The sequence below is a fragment of the Luteimonas abyssi genome, assembly GCF_001482195.1.
GTDB classification, from domain to species: Bacteria; Pseudomonadota; Gammaproteobacteria; order Xanthomonadales; family Xanthomonadaceae; genus Luteimonas; species Luteimonas abyssi.
This window is the reverse complement of the sequence record NZ_KQ759763.1, coordinates 1,388,630-1,407,060: the sequence shown is the minus strand read 5'-3', so window position 1 is coordinate 1,407,060 and position 18,431 is coordinate 1,388,630. Positions and strand designations below refer to the sequence as shown.

At 66.9% G+C, this 18,431-nt stretch carries 17 protein-coding genes and 1 pseudogene; 8 read left to right on the top strand and 10 right to left on the bottom strand.

Annotated elements, in window-relative coordinates; genetic code table 11:
* Positions 1–220 precede the first annotated feature (220 nt).
* Together RG19_RS05770 and RG19_RS05765 are read left to right on the top strand one after the other, a co-directional pair.
* Positions 221–2,689, top strand: a complete 2,469-nt coding sequence (locus RG19_RS05770) for an EF-hand domain-containing protein (protein WP_058834442.1) — start codon at positions 221–223, stop codon at positions 2,687–2,689.
* Complete coding sequence (locus RG19_RS05765; RefSeq protein WP_058834441.1) at positions 2,682–3,314, top strand: hypothetical protein; 633 nt, start codon at positions 2,682–2,684, stop codon at positions 3,312–3,314. Before RG19_RS05770 ends, RG19_RS05765 begins: the two co-directional genes overlap by 8 nt.
* An 8-nt stretch (positions 3,315–3,322) precedes the next feature.
* Here the strand turns inward: RG19_RS05765 and RG19_RS18490 are convergent.
* Positions 3,323–3,463: pseudogene (locus RG19_RS18490) on the bottom strand (helix-turn-helix transcriptional regulator); the annotation flags it as partial.
* 2 nt (positions 3,464–3,465) lie between these two features.
* Entirely contained in the window at positions 3,466–4,341 is an 876-nt protein-coding gene (locus RG19_RS05760; protein WP_058834440.1) for an AraC family transcriptional regulator, read from the bottom strand.
* 207 nt (positions 4,342–4,548) lie between these two features.
* On the opposite strand from RG19_RS05760, the gene RG19_RS05755 reads away from it, so the two are divergent.
* Complete coding sequence (locus RG19_RS05755; protein ID WP_058834439.1) at positions 4,549–5,304, top strand: SDR family oxidoreductase; 756 nt, start codon at positions 4,549–4,551, stop codon at positions 5,302–5,304.
* Positions 5,305–5,581: 277 nt separating this feature from the next.
* Here RG19_RS05755 and RG19_RS05750 read toward each other — a convergent pair whose 3' ends face one another.
* Positions 5,582–6,403: an SDR family NAD(P)-dependent oxidoreductase gene (locus tag RG19_RS05750; protein ID WP_058836437.1), complete on the bottom strand. Its 822-nt coding sequence runs from the start codon at positions 6,401–6,403 to the stop codon at positions 5,582–5,584.
* 99 nt (positions 6,404–6,502) lie between these two features.
* Between RG19_RS05750 and RG19_RS05745 the strand changes: the two genes are divergently transcribed.
* The gene (locus tag RG19_RS05745) at positions 6,503–7,399 is read left to right on the top strand and encodes a LysR family transcriptional regulator (protein WP_058834438.1); all 897 of its coding nucleotides are present in this window, start codon (positions 6,503–6,505) and stop codon (positions 7,397–7,399) included.
* 22 nt (positions 7,400–7,421) lie between these two features.
* On the opposite strand, the gene RG19_RS05740 is transcribed toward RG19_RS05745, so the two are convergent.
* On the bottom strand, positions 7,422–8,549 hold the full coding sequence (locus RG19_RS05740; RefSeq protein ID WP_425599689.1) for a DNA glycosylase AlkZ-like family protein: 1,128 nt from the start codon (positions 8,547–8,549) through the stop codon (positions 7,422–7,424).
* Between the two features lie 85 nt (positions 8,550–8,634).
* Positions 8,635–9,102, bottom strand: coding sequence for a hypothetical protein (locus RG19_RS05735; protein ID WP_058834437.1), 468 nt, complete (start codon positions 9,100–9,102; stop codon positions 8,635–8,637).
* 243 nt (positions 9,103–9,345) lie between these two features.
* Here RG19_RS05735 and RG19_RS05730 point away from each other — a divergent pair, with 243 nt between their 5' ends.
* Positions 9,346–11,154 carry a CocE/NonD family hydrolase gene (locus RG19_RS05730; RefSeq protein ID WP_058834436.1) on the top strand — a complete coding sequence of 603 codons (1,809 nt, stop codon included), beginning with the start codon at positions 9,346–9,348 and terminating at the stop codon, positions 11,152–11,154.
* 57 nt (positions 11,155–11,211) lie between these two features.
* A complete protein-coding gene (locus RG19_RS05725) occupies positions 11,212–13,659 on the top strand; it encodes a S9 family peptidase (RefSeq protein ID WP_425599688.1) in 2,448 nt (815 codons plus the stop codon).
* 222 nt (positions 13,660–13,881) lie between these two features.
* Here RG19_RS05725 and RG19_RS05720 read toward each other — a convergent pair whose 3' ends face one another.
* Complete coding sequence (locus tag RG19_RS05720; protein ID WP_157515177.1) at positions 13,882–14,157, bottom strand: hypothetical protein; 276 nt, start codon at positions 14,155–14,157, stop codon at positions 13,882–13,884.
* Between RG19_RS05720 and RG19_RS05715 the strand changes: the two genes are divergently transcribed.
* The gene (locus tag RG19_RS05715; protein WP_157515176.1) at positions 14,141–14,551 is read left to right on the top strand and encodes a hypothetical protein; all 411 of its coding nucleotides are present in this window, start codon (positions 14,141–14,143) and stop codon (positions 14,549–14,551) included. The two genes, RG19_RS05720 and RG19_RS05715, sit on opposite strands and share 17 nt — an antisense overlap.
* Positions 14,552–14,726: 175 nt before the next feature.
* Positions 14,727–15,374 (top strand): transposase, encoded by a 648-nt coding sequence (locus RG19_RS05710; RefSeq protein WP_338037910.1) that lies wholly within the window; start codon positions 14,727–14,729, stop codon positions 15,372–15,374.
* A 44-nt stretch (positions 15,375–15,418) separates the two neighbouring features.
* Here the strand turns inward: RG19_RS05710 and RG19_RS05705 are convergent, their stop codons facing one another.
* From RG19_RS05705 to RG19_RS17175, 4 genes are all read right to left on the bottom strand, one after another.
* Positions 15,419–15,952 (bottom strand): hypothetical protein, encoded by a 534-nt coding sequence (locus tag RG19_RS05705; RefSeq protein ID WP_058834432.1) that lies wholly within the window; start codon positions 15,950–15,952, stop codon positions 15,419–15,421.
* A gap of 220 nt (positions 15,953–16,172) precedes the next feature.
* Positions 16,173–16,850 carry a hypothetical protein gene (locus RG19_RS05700; RefSeq protein ID WP_058834431.1) on the bottom strand — a complete coding sequence of 226 codons (678 nt, stop codon included), beginning with the start codon at positions 16,848–16,850 and terminating at the stop codon, positions 16,173–16,175.
* Positions 16,851–16,950: 100 nt separating this feature from the next.
* The gene (locus tag RG19_RS05695; RefSeq protein WP_058834430.1) at positions 16,951–17,220 is read right to left on the bottom strand and encodes a hypothetical protein; all 270 of its coding nucleotides are present in this window, start codon (positions 17,218–17,220) and stop codon (positions 16,951–16,953) included.
* Positions 17,221–17,732: 512 nt separating this feature from the next.
* A complete protein-coding gene (locus tag RG19_RS17175; RefSeq protein WP_082672794.1) occupies positions 17,733–18,281 on the bottom strand; it encodes an RNA polymerase sigma factor in 549 nt (182 codons plus the stop codon).
* Positions 18,282–18,431: the final 150 nt, after the last annotated feature.

Here is an 18,431-nt window from a genome sequence, read left to right as displayed (position 1 = left end):
CGTGCTGCCGTCCGCTGCACCGTAGCCGGTCTCGGTGGGGCACGTCGAGGGCTGGCCCTCAAGACCGTTCGACGATCGGGATTCGAGGCACTGTCGCCCTTTTCCCCCTTGACCCGCCAGCTAGCCAAACTTGACGTGACTGCGACACCGTGAGGAGACTGCCCGTGTGTGTCGGGGGCTCGATACCAGCGCCCACGACTTCGCAGACAAGGATGCCTGTATGAGCAACAGCACCGGGGCGCCACCGCCGCTCAGGAAATTCTCGTGGCCATTCCCGAAGACGGACACCTCGGCAAGCGGCCAGCCATCGAGCCGCGAGGTCACCGACCCCCAGGATTACTACGACGCCCTCGCACTGGCCGAAGACGGCTTCTATCCGATCGGCGCCAACGGCCAATGGCACGGCGGCATCCATTTCGGCCGCCAGACCGGCACCCTGCTCGACCAGGACTACGGGCTCCGCTGCATCGCCGATGGCGAGGTCATCGCCTGGAAAATCGACGACACCTACCCCGCGGTCGCGTACGACACCTGCGGCGCCGCGACGTACTCCACGGGATTCGTCCTCGTCCGCCATCGTCTGGCGCTCCCGGCCACGCCCGCGCCCGACGGAACCACCGACGCGAGCGACGAAGACGACGACGCACCCACCCTGCTCTTCTACTCGTTGTACATGCATCTTCTTGACTGGCAGGGCTACCGGCAGCATCCCGACCGGCCGAGACCGTCCTTCTGGGGCGACGACACCTACACGGTGGCCGCGCAGGCGAACGATTCCGAACGGACCAACCGCCAACCGAATCCGTACCTGCCACCCGATGGCGTCGGTTTGAACCTTCGCGACGCCACCAACGCCTACGCAGGCTTCGCGCCGCGTGGCACCCGCCTGCGCCTGGGCGAGGAAGGTCCGGTCGGAGGCTATTTCGCAGTCACCGGGATCGTCGGCGACGCCGTGCTCGCGCCCGGCGTCACGCAGGTCTATGCGTTTCGCGGCGAATTGAGCCCGGTACCGACGGAACCCGATATCAAGGACGGCGTGGTTGTTCCGGAAACACCGATCCCGATCGCTGCGGGGGCGCTCGTCGGTCATCTCGGCGAGTACAAGCGCTACATCGATGTCGATCCCATGTGTTCGAGCGACGTGCGCCCGCTCGCGCAGATCGACGTGTTCACTACGGAGAACATCGAAGCCTTCATTGATGCCAGCCGTAACCTGGCGGCCCGACTGCCGAATACGGCCAAGACGTTGCTGGTCGTCGACAGGGGTGCCCAGTTGGCCGTTCCGAGCGGAACGCCTTCGCCGGCGCAACTCACGGCTGCCCAAGGCGCCGGCGGCGGACCCGTCGCCCACTGCACACGCGTATTGCCCATCAAGGCATTGACCGCGGTCACCGGGGACGACGGCAGCCGCTGGTGGCCGGTGGACGTGGGCATCGCAGGCGGCGGAACCGCATCCGGCTGGGTACGCGAACGCGACCATGCCCACGTCCGCCTCGCCTCGCCGTGGGAATGGCCCGGCTTCGAGATCGTGCACGTCGACGACACCCGGCCCGATCAGTTCTACGCCCGTCATGCCGGCCAGCAGGCGCAGGTCGCCCCGGACGAGCAGAGCGCGCTGGAGCAGAGCGGCGCCGCCGTCGACACCGGCCCGATCTTCCGCAAGCTCTACGAGATCATCGACGACAGCGGCGACCGCAAGATCACCGCCGATGAACTTCGCCGTGCCCTGCGAAAGCCTTGGCTCGCCCAAGCGCTATCGCACCTCATTGTCGAACATGAGAGCGAGTGGTCCGGACCGATGGGCAAGTGGGATGCCATCGACCCGCTGATCCCCGAGAGCCGCAAAGCGGACTGGGCGAAGGAGAAGGAGCGGATCGCTTCGCTGCTGTGGTGGGATGATGCCAAGGGGCAGCACGGCTTACCCGATGGCGACCCGCTCGTCGCCATGAATCTCCATGCGATCGGCTTCATTGCGGCGTTCAAACAGAGCCCGATCGACTGCCTCACGTATCGGATCCATCACCATAACGGCTCTCTGGAGCGCATCACGCCCGCAAACATCGCGCCCGCCAGGCGGACCATCGTTCGATACCTCTATGTCGACGCCGCGGGGACGGAGCATGACGTGGGTGAGTACACATTTTCATCCGCCAGCATGGTTGGGCCGGGCAACGCGCCGGCGGGCGGAACGTCACGTCTCGTGGATCTTCGCGATCTCGGAAACTACGCGAGTGGGAGCATCCGATACGGCTTTCACTACGACACCCGCCTGACTCTCCGCCCCTACATCGCGGATCACGCCCTCGCCAGTCTGCTTGGTGCCATGTTGGATACCGGATACGAGGACGTGTCCTGCAATGGCTTCAGCGACCATCGCGGACATTCGATCGGAGGAAGTTCGAGCCACCGCAACGGCGTCAATGGCGACTTCAAGTATTTCCGGGCCGATGGCACGACCCAGACCCAATCCAGCCTTCACATCGACACCAATCCCGAGTTGATGGACGAAGCGCGTCAGAACGCCTTCAACAATGCGCTCCACAAGTACGGATGGCACGACCTGAGGGCATGGCGGTATACGATCAACGGGCAGAGCAGGCTTCTGAACCATACCCAGCATCTGGTCAACCATCAACATCACCTCCACCTGCAGGGCTACAACCCGACCATCACCGACCGGCATGAATAAGATCACGAGCATTCTCCTCCTCGTCGCTACGCCAATGCTGCACGCATGCGCGGCGGAGACTGCGGTCGACCCGCAGCCATCGTCATGCCAGACATTCATCGCCGACCTCAAAACCGGGGAGAGTCAAGGTCGGCTCGAGTTCGATATCGAGCGCTCGCTCAACTTGACTTCGGAGAATTACACCAGCGCCTACGACGCCATCGAGCCTCTGGGATCGGGGTGCAGTCCTGGCGAGATCGATCGCGTCCATCCATCGGACATCAAGGCGCCCTGGGACACGAGGTCCCAGGTGGATGTTGCTGCAGGAGTCGTCGACGACCTACCCTGGATACAGTTCGTGTATCCGGCGATCAGCGAAGCCGGCCCCGGGCTGGCGTCGAGCATCGTGTTCTACGACGAAGAGGCGCACCCCCACGCCTCGCATCTCGTCAGTGGCTACTACGCATGGGAAAACGCGACGTCGCTGCGTTCCATGCTGTCTTCTGGGACCATCCGTTTCTGCACGCAACACATCGAGTATTTCTCCTACGACGAGAATGGCGACATTGCGGACGCCTTGGACGAACCGACGCGATCCGATTGCAAGGATTCGTTCTCGACTTATCCGACAAGCGGGGATCGCTAGACGCGGAGTAGCCAAATTTCGTTGATCCGGCGTGGCGGCACGCCCATGGCACGTGCCAGCGCCTTCTGGCTGATCACCAGCGGCGCCAGGAACTCTTCCTGCGGGGCGTGGTCCCCTCCCGAAGCCCCGGCGCAACGGCGCGGCCGCAGTGTCACGCAGATGCCAGCTGGGTGTCCTTCGCGGGCGGGAGCCCGAACATGCGGCGGTACTCCCGGGTGAACTGGGGGACACTCTCATACCCTACCGAGAACGCGGCAGTGCTGGCCGGCCGGCCTTCGGCGCGCATCAGGCGACGCGCCTCGATGAGCCGCAGCTGTTTCTGGAACTGAAGCGGCGACAGGGACGTCACCGCGCGGAAATGCTGATAGAACGACGACGGACTCATGCCGGCCGTTGCCGCGAGCTGATCCACCGTCAGCGATTGCGCGAACTGGGCCCGCAGCAGCGCGACGGCGCGCGCGATCTTCTGCGCCTGGCCGTCGGGCACACCCAGCTGGCGAAGGGTCGGCCCATGGCGCCCCGCAAGCAGCCAGTAATGCAGCTCCCGCAACAGTTGCGCTTGCAGGACAGGCATCGCGGAAGGCCGCTCCATCAGCCGCATTAGACGCAATGCGGCATCGCCGACCTCTGCGTCCGTCGGCTCCTGGTGCACACCGGGTGCCGCCACCGCAGGCGCCGCCTTCATCTCGAGCGCGAGCTCGGAGAGTTGGGACAGGTCGAGGTCCAGGATCAGCGAGAGATAGGGCTCGGCGATGCTCGCCTGGGAGATCCGGCTCACGGTCGGCACGTCGGCGTTGATCAGCAATGAATCGCCGGCGCGGAAGACGAACGACTGCGCCCCCATGTCGACCTGCTTGGCGCCCTGCAACACCAGGCAGGCCGTGGGCCGGGAGATCGCGTAATCCAGGCCGCTCGGGCCTGTGGCACGGATGATCGTCAGGCGGGGAATCGGCGTCCGCGCCACCCCATCGGGCGTGGCGAATGCCTGTGCATAGCGACGGACCACGTGGAGAAGCGTCTCGGACATGCCGCCATCCTATCGCCTGGATGCGCCGGGACAGGGCTGCCGGGGGATCGCGCAAGATTCGTCGAGTATCCGGCAATGTCGACTCCTTCCGTACGCGGAGACAGATGCGCCCGCTCGACGGAGGTTCCGGCAAGCAACGCGGACTTTCCGGCAACCCGCGTCCGCCCCTCGCTTCGACACTGTCGCTCCCGAAACAGGAGATCGGACATGAGCAAGATCGCACTCGTCACCGGCGGCAGCCGCGGACTCGGCCGCAACACCGCGCTCCATATCGCGCGCACGGGCAGCGGCGTCGTCATCACCTACCAGAGCCGCGAAGCCGACGCCCAGGCCGTCGTCGCCGAGATCCAGGCGCAGGGCGGCAAAGCGGTCGCCCTGCAGCTGGACACCGGCAACGTGGCCGATTTCGCGGCATTCGCCGATCGCCTGCGCACCGCCTTGCGCGACACATGGCAGCGCGATCGCTTCGATCATCTCGTCAACAATGCCGGTCACGGCGACATGGCGTCGATCATCGACACCACCGAAGCACAGTTCGACCGCCTGGTCGACGTCCACTTCAAAGGCGTGTTCTTCCTGACCCAGACCCTGCTGCCGCTGCTGGAAGACGGCGGACGCATCGTCAACCTGTCCTCCGGATTGACCCGCGTCTCCTACCCCGGCTTCTCCGCCTATTCGGCGGTGAAAGGGGCGGTCGAGGTCCTGAGCGTCTACCTGGCCAAGGAACTGGGCAGTCGCGGCATCGCGGTCAACACAGTGGCGCCTGGCGCGATCGAAACCGACTTCCTCGGCGGCGCCGTGCGCGACATGCCGGACCTCAACAAGGTGTTCGCCGACATGACCGCGCTGGGGCGCGTGGGTGAGCCCGACGACATCGGCCCGATGATCGCCAGCCTGCTGAGCGAGGACAACCGCTGGATCAACGCGCAGCGCATCGAAGTCTCCGGCGGACAGGTCATCTGACACGTCACCCCCGCCTGCGCGCAGTTCGCAGGTCGGAAAGCGTGAGGCGCACAGCGGCTGAGCGGCCGCTGTGTGCCGAGTCCCGCGTACCCGAGTGCGTCATGCACCGTAACGATCCCAAAGCGCGCGCGAAGACGGCGCTCTGCTGGATGGCGATCCGCCCGGGCATCGCGCTCGTGACGCGCAGGCGGTTGCGGCTGTTCAACGAGCTGCACGCAGCCGTCAGGACCACGCGCGATGATGCGCACGCGCACCCTCGACGCCACCCGGTTGCCCATCAACCGCCGTTCGCGAGCCCGACCGACCGCGCGATGTCCGCCTTGAGCCGATCCACTTTGTCGGCGGCCCATTCCTGTGCATCGTCGCCGTAGACCAGGCGCGCGGGTAGCGCGTCCGCCGTTGCCAGGGCGACGATCCGCGCCGCGAGCGCTGCGGGGTCGCCGGGCTGGTTGTGGTTCGCGCCCGCGATGAACGCGCGGAACTGCTCGATCGCCTCCGCATAATCCTCGATCTCGACATCGCCATGCGCGGCCGAGCGATCGTCGAGGAAATCCGTCCGCAACATGCCGGGCTCGACCACCATCGATTCGATGCCGAACGGCGCCAGCTCCTGCGCGAAGCCCTCGATCCATCCCTCCACGGCGAACTTCGACGATGCGTAGATCGATCCGCCCGGGTTGGCCAGCAGGCCGTTGACCGAGGAGATGGTGACGATGCGGCCCGATCGTCGCGCGCGCAGATACGGGGCCACCGCCCGGGTGACGTTCATCGTGCCGAAGACGTTCACCTCGAACTGGCGTCGCACGTGCGCGCTGGCGATCGTCTCGAACCAGCCGAGTTGCGCATGGCCCGCGTTGTTGACCAGCACATCGATCCTGCCGTGCCGCTCGACGACGTGCCGCGCCACGTCGATCGCCGCGCCCTCGTCGGTGATGTCGAGCACCAGCGCATGCAGGCGGCTGCTCGTGCCGAGCGCCTGCCTGATATCGTCCGCCGACCGTCCCGTCGCCACGACGGTCTCGCCGGCATCGAGCGCTGCGCCCGCGATCTCCTTGCCCAGGCCCCGGCTTGCACCCGTAATGAACCAGACTCCAGCCATCATCATGTCCTCGCGTGTGGATACCGCTCGACAGCGTACGAGGGCACGCAGCGAATCGACCGCACCATGATTCATAAGGCCTATTAGAAGGACTAACCAATGCGTCCCGACCTGCTCGGTGATCTGGCGATCTTCCGCATCATCGCCACCGAAGGCAGCTTCACCCGTGCCGCCCGGCGCCTGGGCGTCACTCAGTCCGCGCTCAGCCAGATGATCAAGCGGCTGGAGGCGGACATCGGGATCCGGCTGCTGGCGCGCACCACCCGCAGCGTCTCGCCCACGCACGCCGGCGCACGCCTGCTGGCCACGCTGGCGCCGGCCATCGACGCGGTGACGCACGAGATCGAGCAGATCGCCAGCCTGCGCGACGAGCCGGCCGGCACCATCCGCCTGACCGCCGGCAAGCATGCGGCCGATACGATCCTCTGGCCTGCGCTGGTGCCGCTGATGCGCCGGCACCCGGGGATCGAGGTGGAGGTCTGCGTCGACAACGACTTCGTCGACCTGGTCAAGGGACGCTTCGACGCCGGCATCCGCCTGGGCGAACGGCTGGAGCACGACATGGTGGCGCTGCCGATCGGCCCGCCGATGCGTATCGCCGTGGTGGCCGCCCCGACCTATCTCGCGCGCCGCGGCACGCCGAAACACCCCACCGCCCTCGCCCGCCATGCCTGCATCTGCTTCAGGCACCACAGCGGCGAACGCTCGCCCTGGGCGTTCGAGGAAGACGGAAGCGAGCTCACGGTCAAGCCCGGCCCGGGGCCGGTGTTCAACGACGGCGACCTGATGGTGGCCGCGGCTGTCGAAGGCTTCGGCTTCGCCTACATCCTCGAAGACCTGGTGCGCGCGCAGCTGGCATCCGGCGCGCTGGTGCGTGTGCTGGACGCGTGGTGCACGCCGTTCCCCGGGTATCACCTCTACTACCCGAACCGCCGGCAGCCGACTGCCGCCTTCACGCACCTGGTGGACGCGCTCCGCTATCCGGCCACCGCGTGACCGCGGCTGTCGCGCCGTCCGGTCAGCGCGCCGCGAGGAACTGCGTCATCCGCTGCATCTCCTCGTCCAGCGCCGCGCGGAACGCCGCATCCCTCGGGGCACCGCCCACGTAACCGAACGCGGGGTCCACGCGCCCATCGCGCACGCCGACGTTGGCCCAGCCGATCACCCGGTCGCGCCACAGCATCGGCAGTGCGTAGTAACCGAACCGGCGCTTGGGCGCGGGCGTGTAGGCCTCGAACTTGTAGGTCCAGTCCCACAGCAGCGCGAAACGGCGGCGGTCCCACACGACGGGATCGAACGGCGCGAGCAGGCGCACCGCGTCGTCGACGGCATGGCGACGCGCGCGTGGATTGTCGTCGACCGGCCAGTACCAGGTGACGCCGTCGATGCGGCAATTCGGCAGTTGCTCACGCGCCCGCGCGAGCGCGGCCCGGGTCTGCGTCGCCAGGTGCGGCGCACCGTAGCCGAGCAGGCGCACCAGATAGGTCAGGCTGGCCGCCGGCAAGGGCGCGTACTTGCGCACGATCAGGTCGACCAGCGCGGCCGCCCGTTGCGCGTGGCCCTCGGGGCCGTCGTCGACCGCCGGATGCGCGACCGCCTCGTACACCCGGATCCCGTTGTCGCGTCGCTGCACCCGCAGCAGCCCGCGGTAGTGCATGCCGTCCAGCAACTGGGTGCTGGCATGGCTGGAGCCGCCCCAGTAGTTGCGCACGCGGCCATGGGCGAAATGCCGCTCCACCTCGCGCGGATGCACCGGTCCATGCTCGCGCACGAAGGCCAGCACCTCCGCCGCCCGCCGTCGCGTCTTCGCGTCCCAGGCGCGGCGCGGCTGGCGCGGATGCATCAGCGCGACGTGCTCGCGCGGCAGGAAGCCGTAGTTGACCAGGCAGTCCTCTTCCACCGCCAGCCGCGGATAGCGCCGCTCCAGATCGCCGGCGCGATAGTCCTTGACCCGGTGCCGCAGCGTCAGGTCCTGCGCGCGGGCGGGTGCGCGGATCGGATCGGCCTGCAGGAACCCCAGCCTCTGGATGGCACGGAGCAACGTGGTCGGCTTGAACAGCGTGCGCGCGACGGCGTAGCGGCGCAGGGCGTCGAGGCTGGGATCGGGCATGCGCGAATTGCAGCACAGGCGGATGGGATCCGCCATGGCGGCGGCCTCGCCGACACCCGGCCCGCGCGCCCCGATGGCCTCGCGCGCGCGACGCCAGGCGTGACGACGGCCGCGTGCGCGCCTAGAGAATGCTGTCGAGCGTCGCCAGCTCGGCCTCCGTGCCGTAGGCATGGGCCAACCGCATCGATTCGGTGTCGGCGTACAGGTACCAGACGTTGAAGCCGTGCGGGGTCGTGGCCTGCAGCCAGGCGGCGCAGCTCGCGCAGGGCGGCAACTCCACGAAGAGATGATTGTGGTGCGCGGGATGTGCGGCGGCCGCGGTGTAGACGACACGCTCGGCATGGTGATCCGGATTGAAGAGACCGCCGTGATGAGGCGCGTCGGGATCGAGGTTGTGGGCCTGGCTGTGCCCGAAGACGAAGTCCTGCGGGCCCGGGCCGGACTTCATCACCGCACAGCACGAGCCGTTGGCGACGCCGGCCCCTGCCCCGCGGAACTCCTGGAAGTGATGGATGGACGCCTGGACCAATGCCTTCAGGTAGGCCCGGTCGCCTGCCGGCGCAGCCGAAAGATGAGCGATGTTGCACATGGCGGTTCCCTTCGATCCGATCCCGGTGCGGGACGGTGCGTTCGCAGTGTTCGCGTCCGTCCACGCCGCCCCCATCGGCCGGGATCCGACATCCCGCCTCCGCTTTCCGGAAAAGCGCCTTCGTCCGATGCCCTGTAGGTCAGGCCGTTTCGCACGTCATCGCCGCGGCACCTAGCCGGCAGTCGCGTCATCAGGCATGCGCCGCAACGCTATCCTGCAGGCCCGATTCCCGAAGGCGTGCCCATGCCCCGTCGATTGCTCCGCAGCACCGCCCGTCCCGCCAGGCGGCTGTTCGCCGCGCTCGTACTCGCACTGGCACTGCCCACCGCGTTCGCGGCCACGCCGCCCGCACCGCCCCCGATCATCGAAGCGGACCTGCGCGCGCCCATGCGCGACGGCACCGAGCTTTCGGTCCGGGTGTGGCGCCCGAGCGGCGACGGCCGCCACACGGTGGTCATGCAGCACACGCCCTACCTCTCCGACGAAACCCACGCGCGGGCGATGAAGTTCGTTGCTGCCGGGTTCGCCTACGCCAGCGTCGACCGCCGCGGCCGCGGCACCTCCGGCGGCGAATTCCGGCCGATGGAAGGCGGCGGCCCGGATGGCGCCGACGCGGCACGCTGGCTCGCCAACCGGCCGTGGTCGGACGGCCGCGTGGCGATGATGGGCGGCTCCTACCGCGGCACCATGCAGTGGCAGGCGATGGCGGAAGACGCCGGCGCGATCCAGGCCGCCGTGCCCACCGCCTCGGCGTATCCGGGCTGGGATTTCCCGCAGCCGCGCGGCATCTTCCTGGGCTTCATCGCGCCGTGGCTGGGCTACGTCGACGGCCGCGCGGGCAACGCCCAGTGGATCGCCGACACCGCGCTGTGGCAGCGCCACTTCGAGCGCGCCTGGCGCGGCGAGATCGCCTTCGCCGACCTCGCCACGGTCAGCGGCGTGCCGCAGGCGCCGTTCGCACGCTGGCTGGCGCATCCCACCTACGACGCGTACTGGCAGGCCATGAACCCGACGCCGCCCCAGTACGCGGCGATCGACGCACCCGTGCTCAGCATCACCGGCTACTTCGACGGCGACCAGGACGGCACCCTGCGCTACTACGACGAACACCTCGCCCACGCCACCCGGCGCGGGCGCGCCAACCACTGGCTGCTGATCGGCCCCTGGAGCCACGCCGGCACCCGCTACCCCACCGCCGAACTGGGCGGCCTGACATTCGACCAGGCCGCCGTGCTGGATCTCGATGCGCTGCAGATGGCGTGGTTCAAGCACGTACTGGACGGTGCGCCCCGGCCCGACGCCCTGCCCGACCGCGTGACCTACTACGTGATGGGCGCCGAAACCTGGCGCTCCGCACCGAGCCTGGAGGCCGTGGCCCCGCACACCCTCAGCTTCCAGCTCAGCGCCGGCGGGCTGCCGGCCGACGACGTGTTCCGCAGCGGCCGCCTGCAGCCCGGGCCGGCCGGCGACGAGCCGCCCTCGGCCTATCGCTTCGACCCGCGCCGCACGCCGGACCATCCGACCCCGCGGCCGATCGGCGAGTTCGACTACACCGCGCACGGCGACGCCCTCCAGGGCGGCCAGCTGTTCTTCCACAGCGCTCCGCTGCCGCACACGCAGACGCTCTGCGGCCGCATGACGTTCGACGCCAGCATCGAACTCGACGTGCCCGACACCGACGTCCAGGTGGAGGTGTACCAGGTCACCCCACGCAACGAACTGCGCTGGCTGGGCCGCGACATCCAGCGCGCCCGGTTCCGCCACGGCATGGACGCCGAACGCCTCGCCACTCCGGGCGACATCGACACCTGGCGCTTCGACCGCTTCCCCTGGACCTGCCGGGAACTGGAGCAAGGCAGCCGCCTGCGGCTGGTCATCGCCCCGGTGGACACGCCCGAGCTGCAGCGCAACTTCAACAGCGGCGGCCGCATCGGCCACGAAACACTGGTCGATGCCCAGGTGGCGACGGTGCGCCTGCATCACAGTGCCGGGCATCCGAGCGTGTTGCGGTTGCCGGTGGTGGAGGCGCCGAGCGAGCTGGGTGCGGAGTGAAGCCGACCCATTATTCCAGCGCTTCGCCGGCATCGCCCCGCGCACTATCATCTGCCGATGATCGCCTCACGCTACCGCCGTATCGGCATGGTCCTCACGTCCATGGCCGCATTTGCCGCAACCGGCAGTGCCATCGCCGCGCCGCCACGTTCCAGCCCGAATGCCGACGACTACGCACGCGCTGAACGCGTGCTCGATACGCGCCTGCGCGGCTCGGTTCGCAATGCCACGGTAACCCCCCATTGGCTACCAGACGGACGTTTCTGGTATCGCCGCCACCGCGGAAATGCGCAAGAGGGAATCGAGTTCGTGCTTGTGGACCCGACAACCTCCGCGAGGCAGCCGCTGTTCGACCCCGAGGCCCTGCGTTCCGCACTTATCACAGCCGGCGTCGGCACCCCGGACGACGTCGCCTCACGCGTCGAAGCGGTCGAACCCGACGCCGACCGCCTGTGGGTCAGCCTGCGAGCTACACCCACTCAAGTCGCCAAATGCGAGATCCCCACGTATCACTGCCACATGGCGACGCGCGAGATCATGCCTCCGCAGGCACTTGCCGCACCCGACAACCAACGCTGGCTTATGGTGCGCGACCACAACTTGTGGCTGCACGGACGTGAGATGACCGCGCAGCCTCTAACCGTCGATGGGGAGGACGGCTTCGGTTACGGCGTATTGCCGGACTTCTCCCTGCGCGCGATTCCCCGCCGCGCAGGCCGCGTACAGGCCCCGCCTTTCGCGGTCTGGTGGTCGCCAGAGGGCGAGCGCGTATTCGGCGTGCGCTACGACGAGCGGCGACTCACGTCATATCCCTATCTCGACAGCTCGCCAGGCGACGGTGCCCGTCCAGTCGTCCACACCGTCCGACTCGGCCTGCTTGGTGACACCCAGCAGGTGCGCAGCAGCTGGTTCGCGCTCGATGTCGCCGATGGGGGCAATCGTGTGATCCCTGTCCCGGAGGGATGGCAAGCCCTGACCGAGGCCGGCGCGCTCGGTTGGGCGGAAGATGGGCGCAAGGTCTACACCGCGATTGCACGCTACGACCGGCCGGCGCGGCTGCGCCTGGTGGAGATCGATCTCGTCAACGGCAGCGTGCGTACCCTGCACGAGGAACGCAGCGAGACCCGCGTCCAACTCAATGCCTTGTCTTACCAGCGGCCAGCGGTCGTGGTCTTGCCGGCGCAGGATCGCATCGTCTGGTTTTCACAACGCGATGGCTGGGGCCACCTCTACCTGCTCGATCGACGCAGCGGTCGAGTCGAGCGCCAACTTACCCACGGCAACTGGCTGGTGCGCGACATCGTCGGGGTAGATGCCGACGCCGGACAGCTCTATGTCACCGGTAGCGGGCGCGAGCCCGGTGATCCCTATCTACGCCGGCTCTATCGCGTACCTCTGGACGGCGGGGACCCGCATCTTCTCGGCACTACCGACGCCGATCATGCGGTGGATGCGGGTGCGGGCACGGTCGTCGGCGATCGCGCCCCCAACGCCCTGTCGCCTCTCGGAAATGCCATCGTCGACACCTACTCGACGCTATCGCAACCGCCGCGCAGTGTCCTGCGCGCGGTCGATGACGGCCGCGTACTGTTGACGCTGGAGGACGCCGACGCCAGCACGGTCATCGCCGCTGGCTGGCGGCCACCACGCCGCGAACAGTTGTTCGCCTCCGATGGGCACACCCCGATCTACGCCACCATCTACCTGCCGCCGAACTACCGGGAAGATGGCAATCATCCCCTGATCGATGCCATGTACGGAGGCGTGTTTCTGCACAATGCACCGGTGAGCTACGTCGAGGCCGTCTCGGCGCACAATCCCGTGTCGCGCGCGAGTCTGGCGAAGTTGGGCTTCGTCGTCGTGACCATCGACGGCCGCGGCACCGCCGGGCGCGACAAGGCTTTCCATGACGCGAGCTTCGTGCATGCGGCGGACGTGCAGCTCGATGATCACGTTGCTGCGATCGCACAGCTTGCCGAGCGCTATCCCGGGATCGACGCCACGCGCATCGGGATCTATGGCCATTCGTTCGGCGGCTATAGCGCCGCGCGCGCCTTGTTGCGTTACCCGGATGTCTACAGCGTTGGTGTGGCATCGGCGGGGAGTCACAACTTCCAAGGCATCTACGGCGGCGCGATCCATGGCATGGACCGGTTGTTCGTCGGCCAACCGGAGTCGGATCCGGGTGCCGACGGCCATCATGGAAGAGGTGTGCCGGCAGCCTTCGCCGCCCTCGACAACGCCACCCTCGCCGACCGCCTGCGCGGCAACCTGCTGCTGGTCTACGGCGAACTTGACGAACACGCGATGCCGGCCCTCACCCTGCAGCTGGCGGCCGCGCTCAACCGCGCTGACCGCGACTACGATCTCCTCTACCTGGCCGGCCAGGACCACGAACTGTTCCGGAACGACCGCGTGTTCACCCGCAGACTTTGGGATTACTTCGTCCGACATCTGCACGGAGCCGAGCCACCCGAGTACTCTTTGGCCCCGCTGCCTCGCTGAGGGCGTGGGTAAACGGGGTCAGGTAAACGGGGTCCAGGTAAATGGGGTCAGGTTTACTTTTCCTATCGGCCGCCGTGTGCCTCGCCGGTCGGCAGGCCATTGATCAGGCGCCGTGCTCGCCAGCATGGCGCGACGTTCTCCACCTGATCTTCCCTGCACCCCACAGCGGTACAACGGGCTCAACCGTTTCCGGGCGCGCATGACTGGCGCCCCAACCCGGCCTCACGCGCGCTGCAAACCGACCCCGCGGCACATGCGAGCACATAGCGACGGCTGCTCGACGAATCGATCCCGGGCCAAGACCTCGTCGAGATCAGGCAGTATCTCCAGCAGCAACGCGCCTGGGAACGGGACGACTTCCGCGCAATGGTCGAAGCCTGGACGCAGCGCTTGGCCGACATCCGACCCGCGCACCGCCGGGCCGAAAGCGGCGGTAAGTGAACCTGACCCCGTTTCCGTCTTGGCAGCGCGACTGTGCACCGTGTCGATCGAAGCCATTGCCAATGTATGCTCCATGCGCAGCAACCTTGGTACGGGATCTGCCATGCCGGCGGTACTTGAAGCGTTCGTGAGCTTCGGATTTGCCTTGTTTAGCTATGTTTGGCCGATAGCAACCGTGTTCTGCGTGCTCGGACTGGCCTACTTGTTGGGCGGGCATCGCTTGGGTACGCCGGCACACGACAGCGTGAATCGCGCGATTGTCCATGTCATGGCGGCGATCCTGATTGCTTCGGTGCTTTATCTGGTCGCGGTCTGGTATGCCACAAACGTTGACCGCAGCTATGGGTATGGCTTGTTCGCGTTTCTGTTGACGATGTCGTTGCCCTGCCTGCTGTCGATCATCGGGCTGGCTCTGGCGCGATTTTCGCGATTTCCGCTGCCGCGGGGGTAAACGGGGTCAGGGTAAACGGGGTCAGGTTCACTTTTCCCGGGTAAACGGGGTCAGGTTCACTTTTCCTATAGGCCACCGCGTGCTTCGCCGATCGGCAGGCCATTGATCGGGCGCCATGCTTCCTGGCATGGCACGACGCCCTCGACTCGATCTTCCCTGCATCCCGCAGCACGTCGTGCAGCGCGGCAACAATCGCCTGCCCTGCTTCCTCGATGACGGCGATCGCCTGCACTACCTGCACTTGCTCCGCGAAGCACTCCTGGCCACCGACGTACAGCTGCATGCCTACGTCCTGATGGACAACCATGTCCACCTACTGGCGACGCCCCGTGCAACCGGCGACCTTGCGCGAATGATGCAGAAGCTCGGCCGGCAGTACGTGGGCACGTTCAACGCGCGGCACGGACGCACCGGCACTTTGTGGGAGGGACGCTACAAGGCGTGCCTCGTCGACAGCGAACGCTACGTCCTCACCTGCCAGCGGTACATCGAACTCAACCCGGTCCGGGCGCGCGTGACCGACGACCCCGCCGCCTATCGCTGGTCGAGCTGCGCCGCACACCTCGATGGGCGCAGGCACGCCCTGCTGACGCCGCACCCGGCGTGGCTGGCGCTGCACGACGATCCCGCGGCACGTGCGAGCGCATGGCGACGGCTGCTCGACGCATCGATCCCGGACCAAGACCTCGTCGAGATCAAGCAGTACCTCCAGCAGCAACGCGCCTGGGGGCGCGACGATTTCCGCGCGATGGTCGAGGCCAGGACGCAACGCTTTGCCGGCGTCCGACCCGCACACCGCCCGGCCAAAAGCCGCGGTAAGTGAACCTGACCCCGTTTTCGAACCTGACCCCGTTTTCGGAGCAAGGCCTACCGCCCGTCGATCTCCGCCAGGATCTCCTGCGCGATCGCCCCCACCTGCTTGTTCGTCATCGCCGAGAACACCCCCTGCCAGGCGGTCGAGGTGGTGGCGTACTCGCGGGTGCCGACTAGGGTGCGCTGCGGCAGCACATAGAACGTGGCATCGGCATCGATGTAGGCATTGCCCGTCATCACGCCGAGCCCCAACCGCGCGCCCTGCGAGAGATACCGGTAGTCGTTGACGTTCACGACCACCAGCGTGCCCGGCCCCTCGAACTGCGCCGGCATGGCATCGAGGTAGACGAAGCGATGGCCGGCCGCCGATGTCGCGCTCGCCATCGCCGTTCGCCACTCCGCGCGGAACGCCTCCCAGTCCTCCGCGCGTTGATGCTCGGGGGATGTCTGCACCAGCAGATGGATCTCCTCGGTCGCCACCGGGGGAATGTCCAGCCGGTCCGCCACCGATGTCGGCCGCTGGACCGAGGCCGCACACCCCGCGAGGCCCACGCACGCCACAAGCACCATCCCCATCCACTTGCTCATTGCTCTCATCCCCTGGCGCGCTGCGCCTTATGTTGAATACAACGTGTCAGTGCATGTTGCGCCCGTGCCCTGGCGGCACGGGGAAGGCACATCGTGGTCTCCCACCCAACCGATGGCCTTCACGCCGCTGGTCCGTTCCGCCGGATGTCATACCCCGTGCGCGTGACCGGCCATCCAACCGATCGGCGCGTCGTGGGCGGTAAGTGAACCTGACCCCGTTTTAGTTCTTCCCCGCCACGCGACTCTGCGCGAACTCCGGAAAGGTCTCTTCCATCGAATCCGTGTCCGGCAGGATGTAGAACACGCCCCCCTTCTCGAACGTCGAGCGGACCACCTGCTCGTAGAAATCCGATGCCACATTGATGCACCCATGGGTGACACGGTTGTCGTCCGGCGTGGGCGACGCCAAACGCTCCTCGCGTCGCTCGACCGGCGTGCCGCTTGCCGTCGGGTGCAGCGAGACCGCCGAATCGTAGTCCACCCAGAGCACGCGGCCGGCGTCGATCGAGGGGCCATAGCCGCCCACGAAACGACCCGCCGGCGTGGTGCGATCCCGTCCCGGAATCTCGCGCAGCGCAAGACCGGCGATGCCGGGTGCCGCATGGTCGCCGACCGCCGAACCGAACAGCCCCGGCGCTGCGCCACGCAGGCGACCGTCGCCGCCGAACACCAGCACCTGCGCGGCGGCCTTGTCCATCACCATGAACGGGTAGCCGTGATTGTCGTTGGCGGCGATGACCCAGCCCGCAAGCGCGATCACCGTGTCGGACACGTCCTGGCCCGGCGGAAGCTGGTCGACCGAGGCGGCCGATGGCGTCGCGGCGTCCTCGTTCGCGACGGCCACACCGACGCTCGCGGTGGCCAATGCAAGCAGCAGCGCACCGTGGACGACCCGCATCGCAGCGTGAGTGGACTTGGCGATAGGAACACTCCTCGAAAGACGGATGAAACACCGGGACCCGTGGCCGACAGGGCCAACGGGGCCCGGCCCGATCAGATCAACCGCGCGGCGTACGGCGCGGCGCCGTCTCGAGCTGCTGGACGCGACGTTCCATCTGATCCAGGCGCTGGTTGGCCTGCGTCGCGGACTGGTTGGCGGATTCCGCACTCTGGGCCGCGCCCTGCACCCGCGAGTCGAGGGAATCCAGCCGCGAGTCCATGCGTGCGAAGTCGTCCTTGTAGGTGGCGCAGCCACCGAGGCCCACGGCGGCAACGAGCGCCACGCCGATCATTTGTGCCTTCGTACGATGCTGTCGGATGAGCGACATATCCAGTTCTCCTGCTTCGGGGGAGTCCGGAATATAACGGCGTTTTTACCGGTGGAACCTTGCGCAGTCAGGCACGATTGGATTACGTACACGAGATGTGAAACACGCACGAGTACGCACCTAGGGCAGCCCCTAGATGTCGGGAAGAGCCACATGTGGTGGGGCTTTCGGAGATACCTGGCGATGCACTCCCCGCTTCACTGCCGCCCGCCGCGCTCATGCTGATTGACCTGTGCCGCTGCTGACCAGGAACTATCGGTGGGTGCAGGCAACGTCCGGCATGTCCTGACACACATGCCCGGCACGAATGCAGTTCAACGTCAACCTCATCTCGGCGCATGACAAGCCTATGTGCGCAAGCTTGGGAGGCGAGGAACATATTAGAAGGAAAGGCCAGAAACCTTATAAAGCTCAGGGAGCTTCATAAGGTTTGGCGGTGCCCGTCAGCCGTGCCACCAGAGGAGACTGCACCGGCAAGTCGCCAAGACTCCTCTAGAACGTTTGCGGTTTTGTCATCCTGCACGCTCCACGGCAATACGGCATGTCGCCAGCGCCCTACCGATGTGCTTCTCCACCATCTTCACCGAGATGCCCATCTCGACGGCAATCTCGGGATAGGTCAGACCGTCAGCGCGATGGAGTTCGAACGCCTTCCGGCATCTTGGTGGCAAGGTGTCGAGCGCCTCGCTGGAAAGACGCTGCAGCGCCCGGCGCGCGTCGACGATGTCCTCAACCGAAGCGGCCTCCGCCAGCAACGGTTCAATCAGATCCATTGGTACATGGTGGGACGCATGGTGGCGATGCCTCGTTCGCCAGTGCTCCCGCAGCAGGTTCCAGGCAACGCGATACATCAGCGACACATGGCAGGCAATATCGGGCATGTCCCGGTAAGCCAGCAAGCGCAGTAGCGCTTCTTGTGCGAGGTCCGCGCCAGTGTCTGCATCGCGAACATGCCGTTGCATGAAATGAAGCAGTTCGGGTCGCAGATGCATCAGTGCTGCATCGAAGGCAGCGCGGTGCCGCGTCACCTCACAAGACTCAACATCCTTGCCGTCCGACATGGAGACGCTCCAGTGCGCGGCCGCCCCCCAACTGGCAGACGCGACGCGCACGGCAAAGCCGCCCGTTACCGAAAAATGCGGTCGGCATTGTGTATCTGAGGAGGCGCAACGTTTTACGCCGTTGGACCATGGCCCGGGCTGGCGATGCCC

What these genes read in the sequence shown, in the direction of transcription:
- RG19_RS05770 (WP_058834442.1), top strand. Translation starts at nt 221, where the DNA reads ATGAGCAACAGCACCGGGGCGCCACCGCCGCTCAGGAAATTCTCGTGG.
- RG19_RS05765 (WP_058834441.1), top strand. Translation starts at nt 2,682, where the DNA reads ATGAATAAGATCACGAGCATTCTCCTCCTCGTCGCTACGCCAATGCTG.
- RG19_RS05760 (WP_058834440.1), bottom strand. Translation starts at nt 4,341, where the DNA reads ATGTCCGAGACGCTTCTCCACGTGGTCCGTCGCTATGCACAGGCATTC.
- RG19_RS05755 (WP_058834439.1), top strand. Translation starts at nt 4,549, where the DNA reads ATGAGCAAGATCGCACTCGTCACCGGCGGCAGCCGCGGACTCGGCCGC.
- RG19_RS05750 (WP_058836437.1), bottom strand. Translation starts at nt 6,403, where the DNA reads ATGGCTGGAGTCTGGTTCATTACGGGTGCAAGCCGGGGCCTGGGCAAG.
- RG19_RS05745 (WP_058834438.1), top strand. Translation starts at nt 6,503, where the DNA reads ATGCGTCCCGACCTGCTCGGTGATCTGGCGATCTTCCGCATCATCGCC.
- RG19_RS05740 (WP_425599689.1), bottom strand. Translation starts at nt 8,549, where the DNA reads ATGGCGGATCCCATCCGCCTGTGCTGCAATTCGCGCATGCCCGATCCC.
- RG19_RS05735 (WP_058834437.1), bottom strand. Translation starts at nt 9,102, where the DNA reads ATGTGCAACATCGCTCATCTTTCGGCTGCGCCGGCAGGCGACCGGGCC.
- RG19_RS05730 (WP_058834436.1), top strand. Translation starts at nt 9,346, where the DNA reads ATGCCCCGTCGATTGCTCCGCAGCACCGCCCGTCCCGCCAGGCGGCTG.
- RG19_RS05725 (WP_425599688.1), top strand. Translation starts at nt 11,212, where the DNA reads ATGATCGCCTCACGCTACCGCCGTATCGGCATGGTCCTCACGTCCATG.
- RG19_RS05720 (WP_157515177.1), bottom strand. Translation starts at nt 14,157, where the DNA reads ATGGCTTCGATCGACACGGTGCACAGTCGCGCTGCCAAGACGGAAACG.
- RG19_RS05705 (WP_058834432.1), bottom strand. Translation starts at nt 15,952, where the DNA reads ATGAGCAAGTGGATGGGGATGGTGCTTGTGGCGTGCGTGGGCCTCGCG.
- RG19_RS05700 (WP_058834431.1), bottom strand. Translation starts at nt 16,850, where the DNA reads ATGCGGGTCGTCCACGGTGCGCTGCTGCTTGCATTGGCCACCGCGAGC.
- RG19_RS05695 (WP_058834430.1), bottom strand. Translation starts at nt 17,220, where the DNA reads ATGTCGCTCATCCGACAGCATCGTACGAAGGCACAAATGATCGGCGTG.
- RG19_RS17175 (WP_082672794.1), bottom strand. Translation starts at nt 18,281, where the DNA reads ATGTCGGACGGCAAGGATGTTGAGTCTTGTGAGGTGACGCGGCACCGC.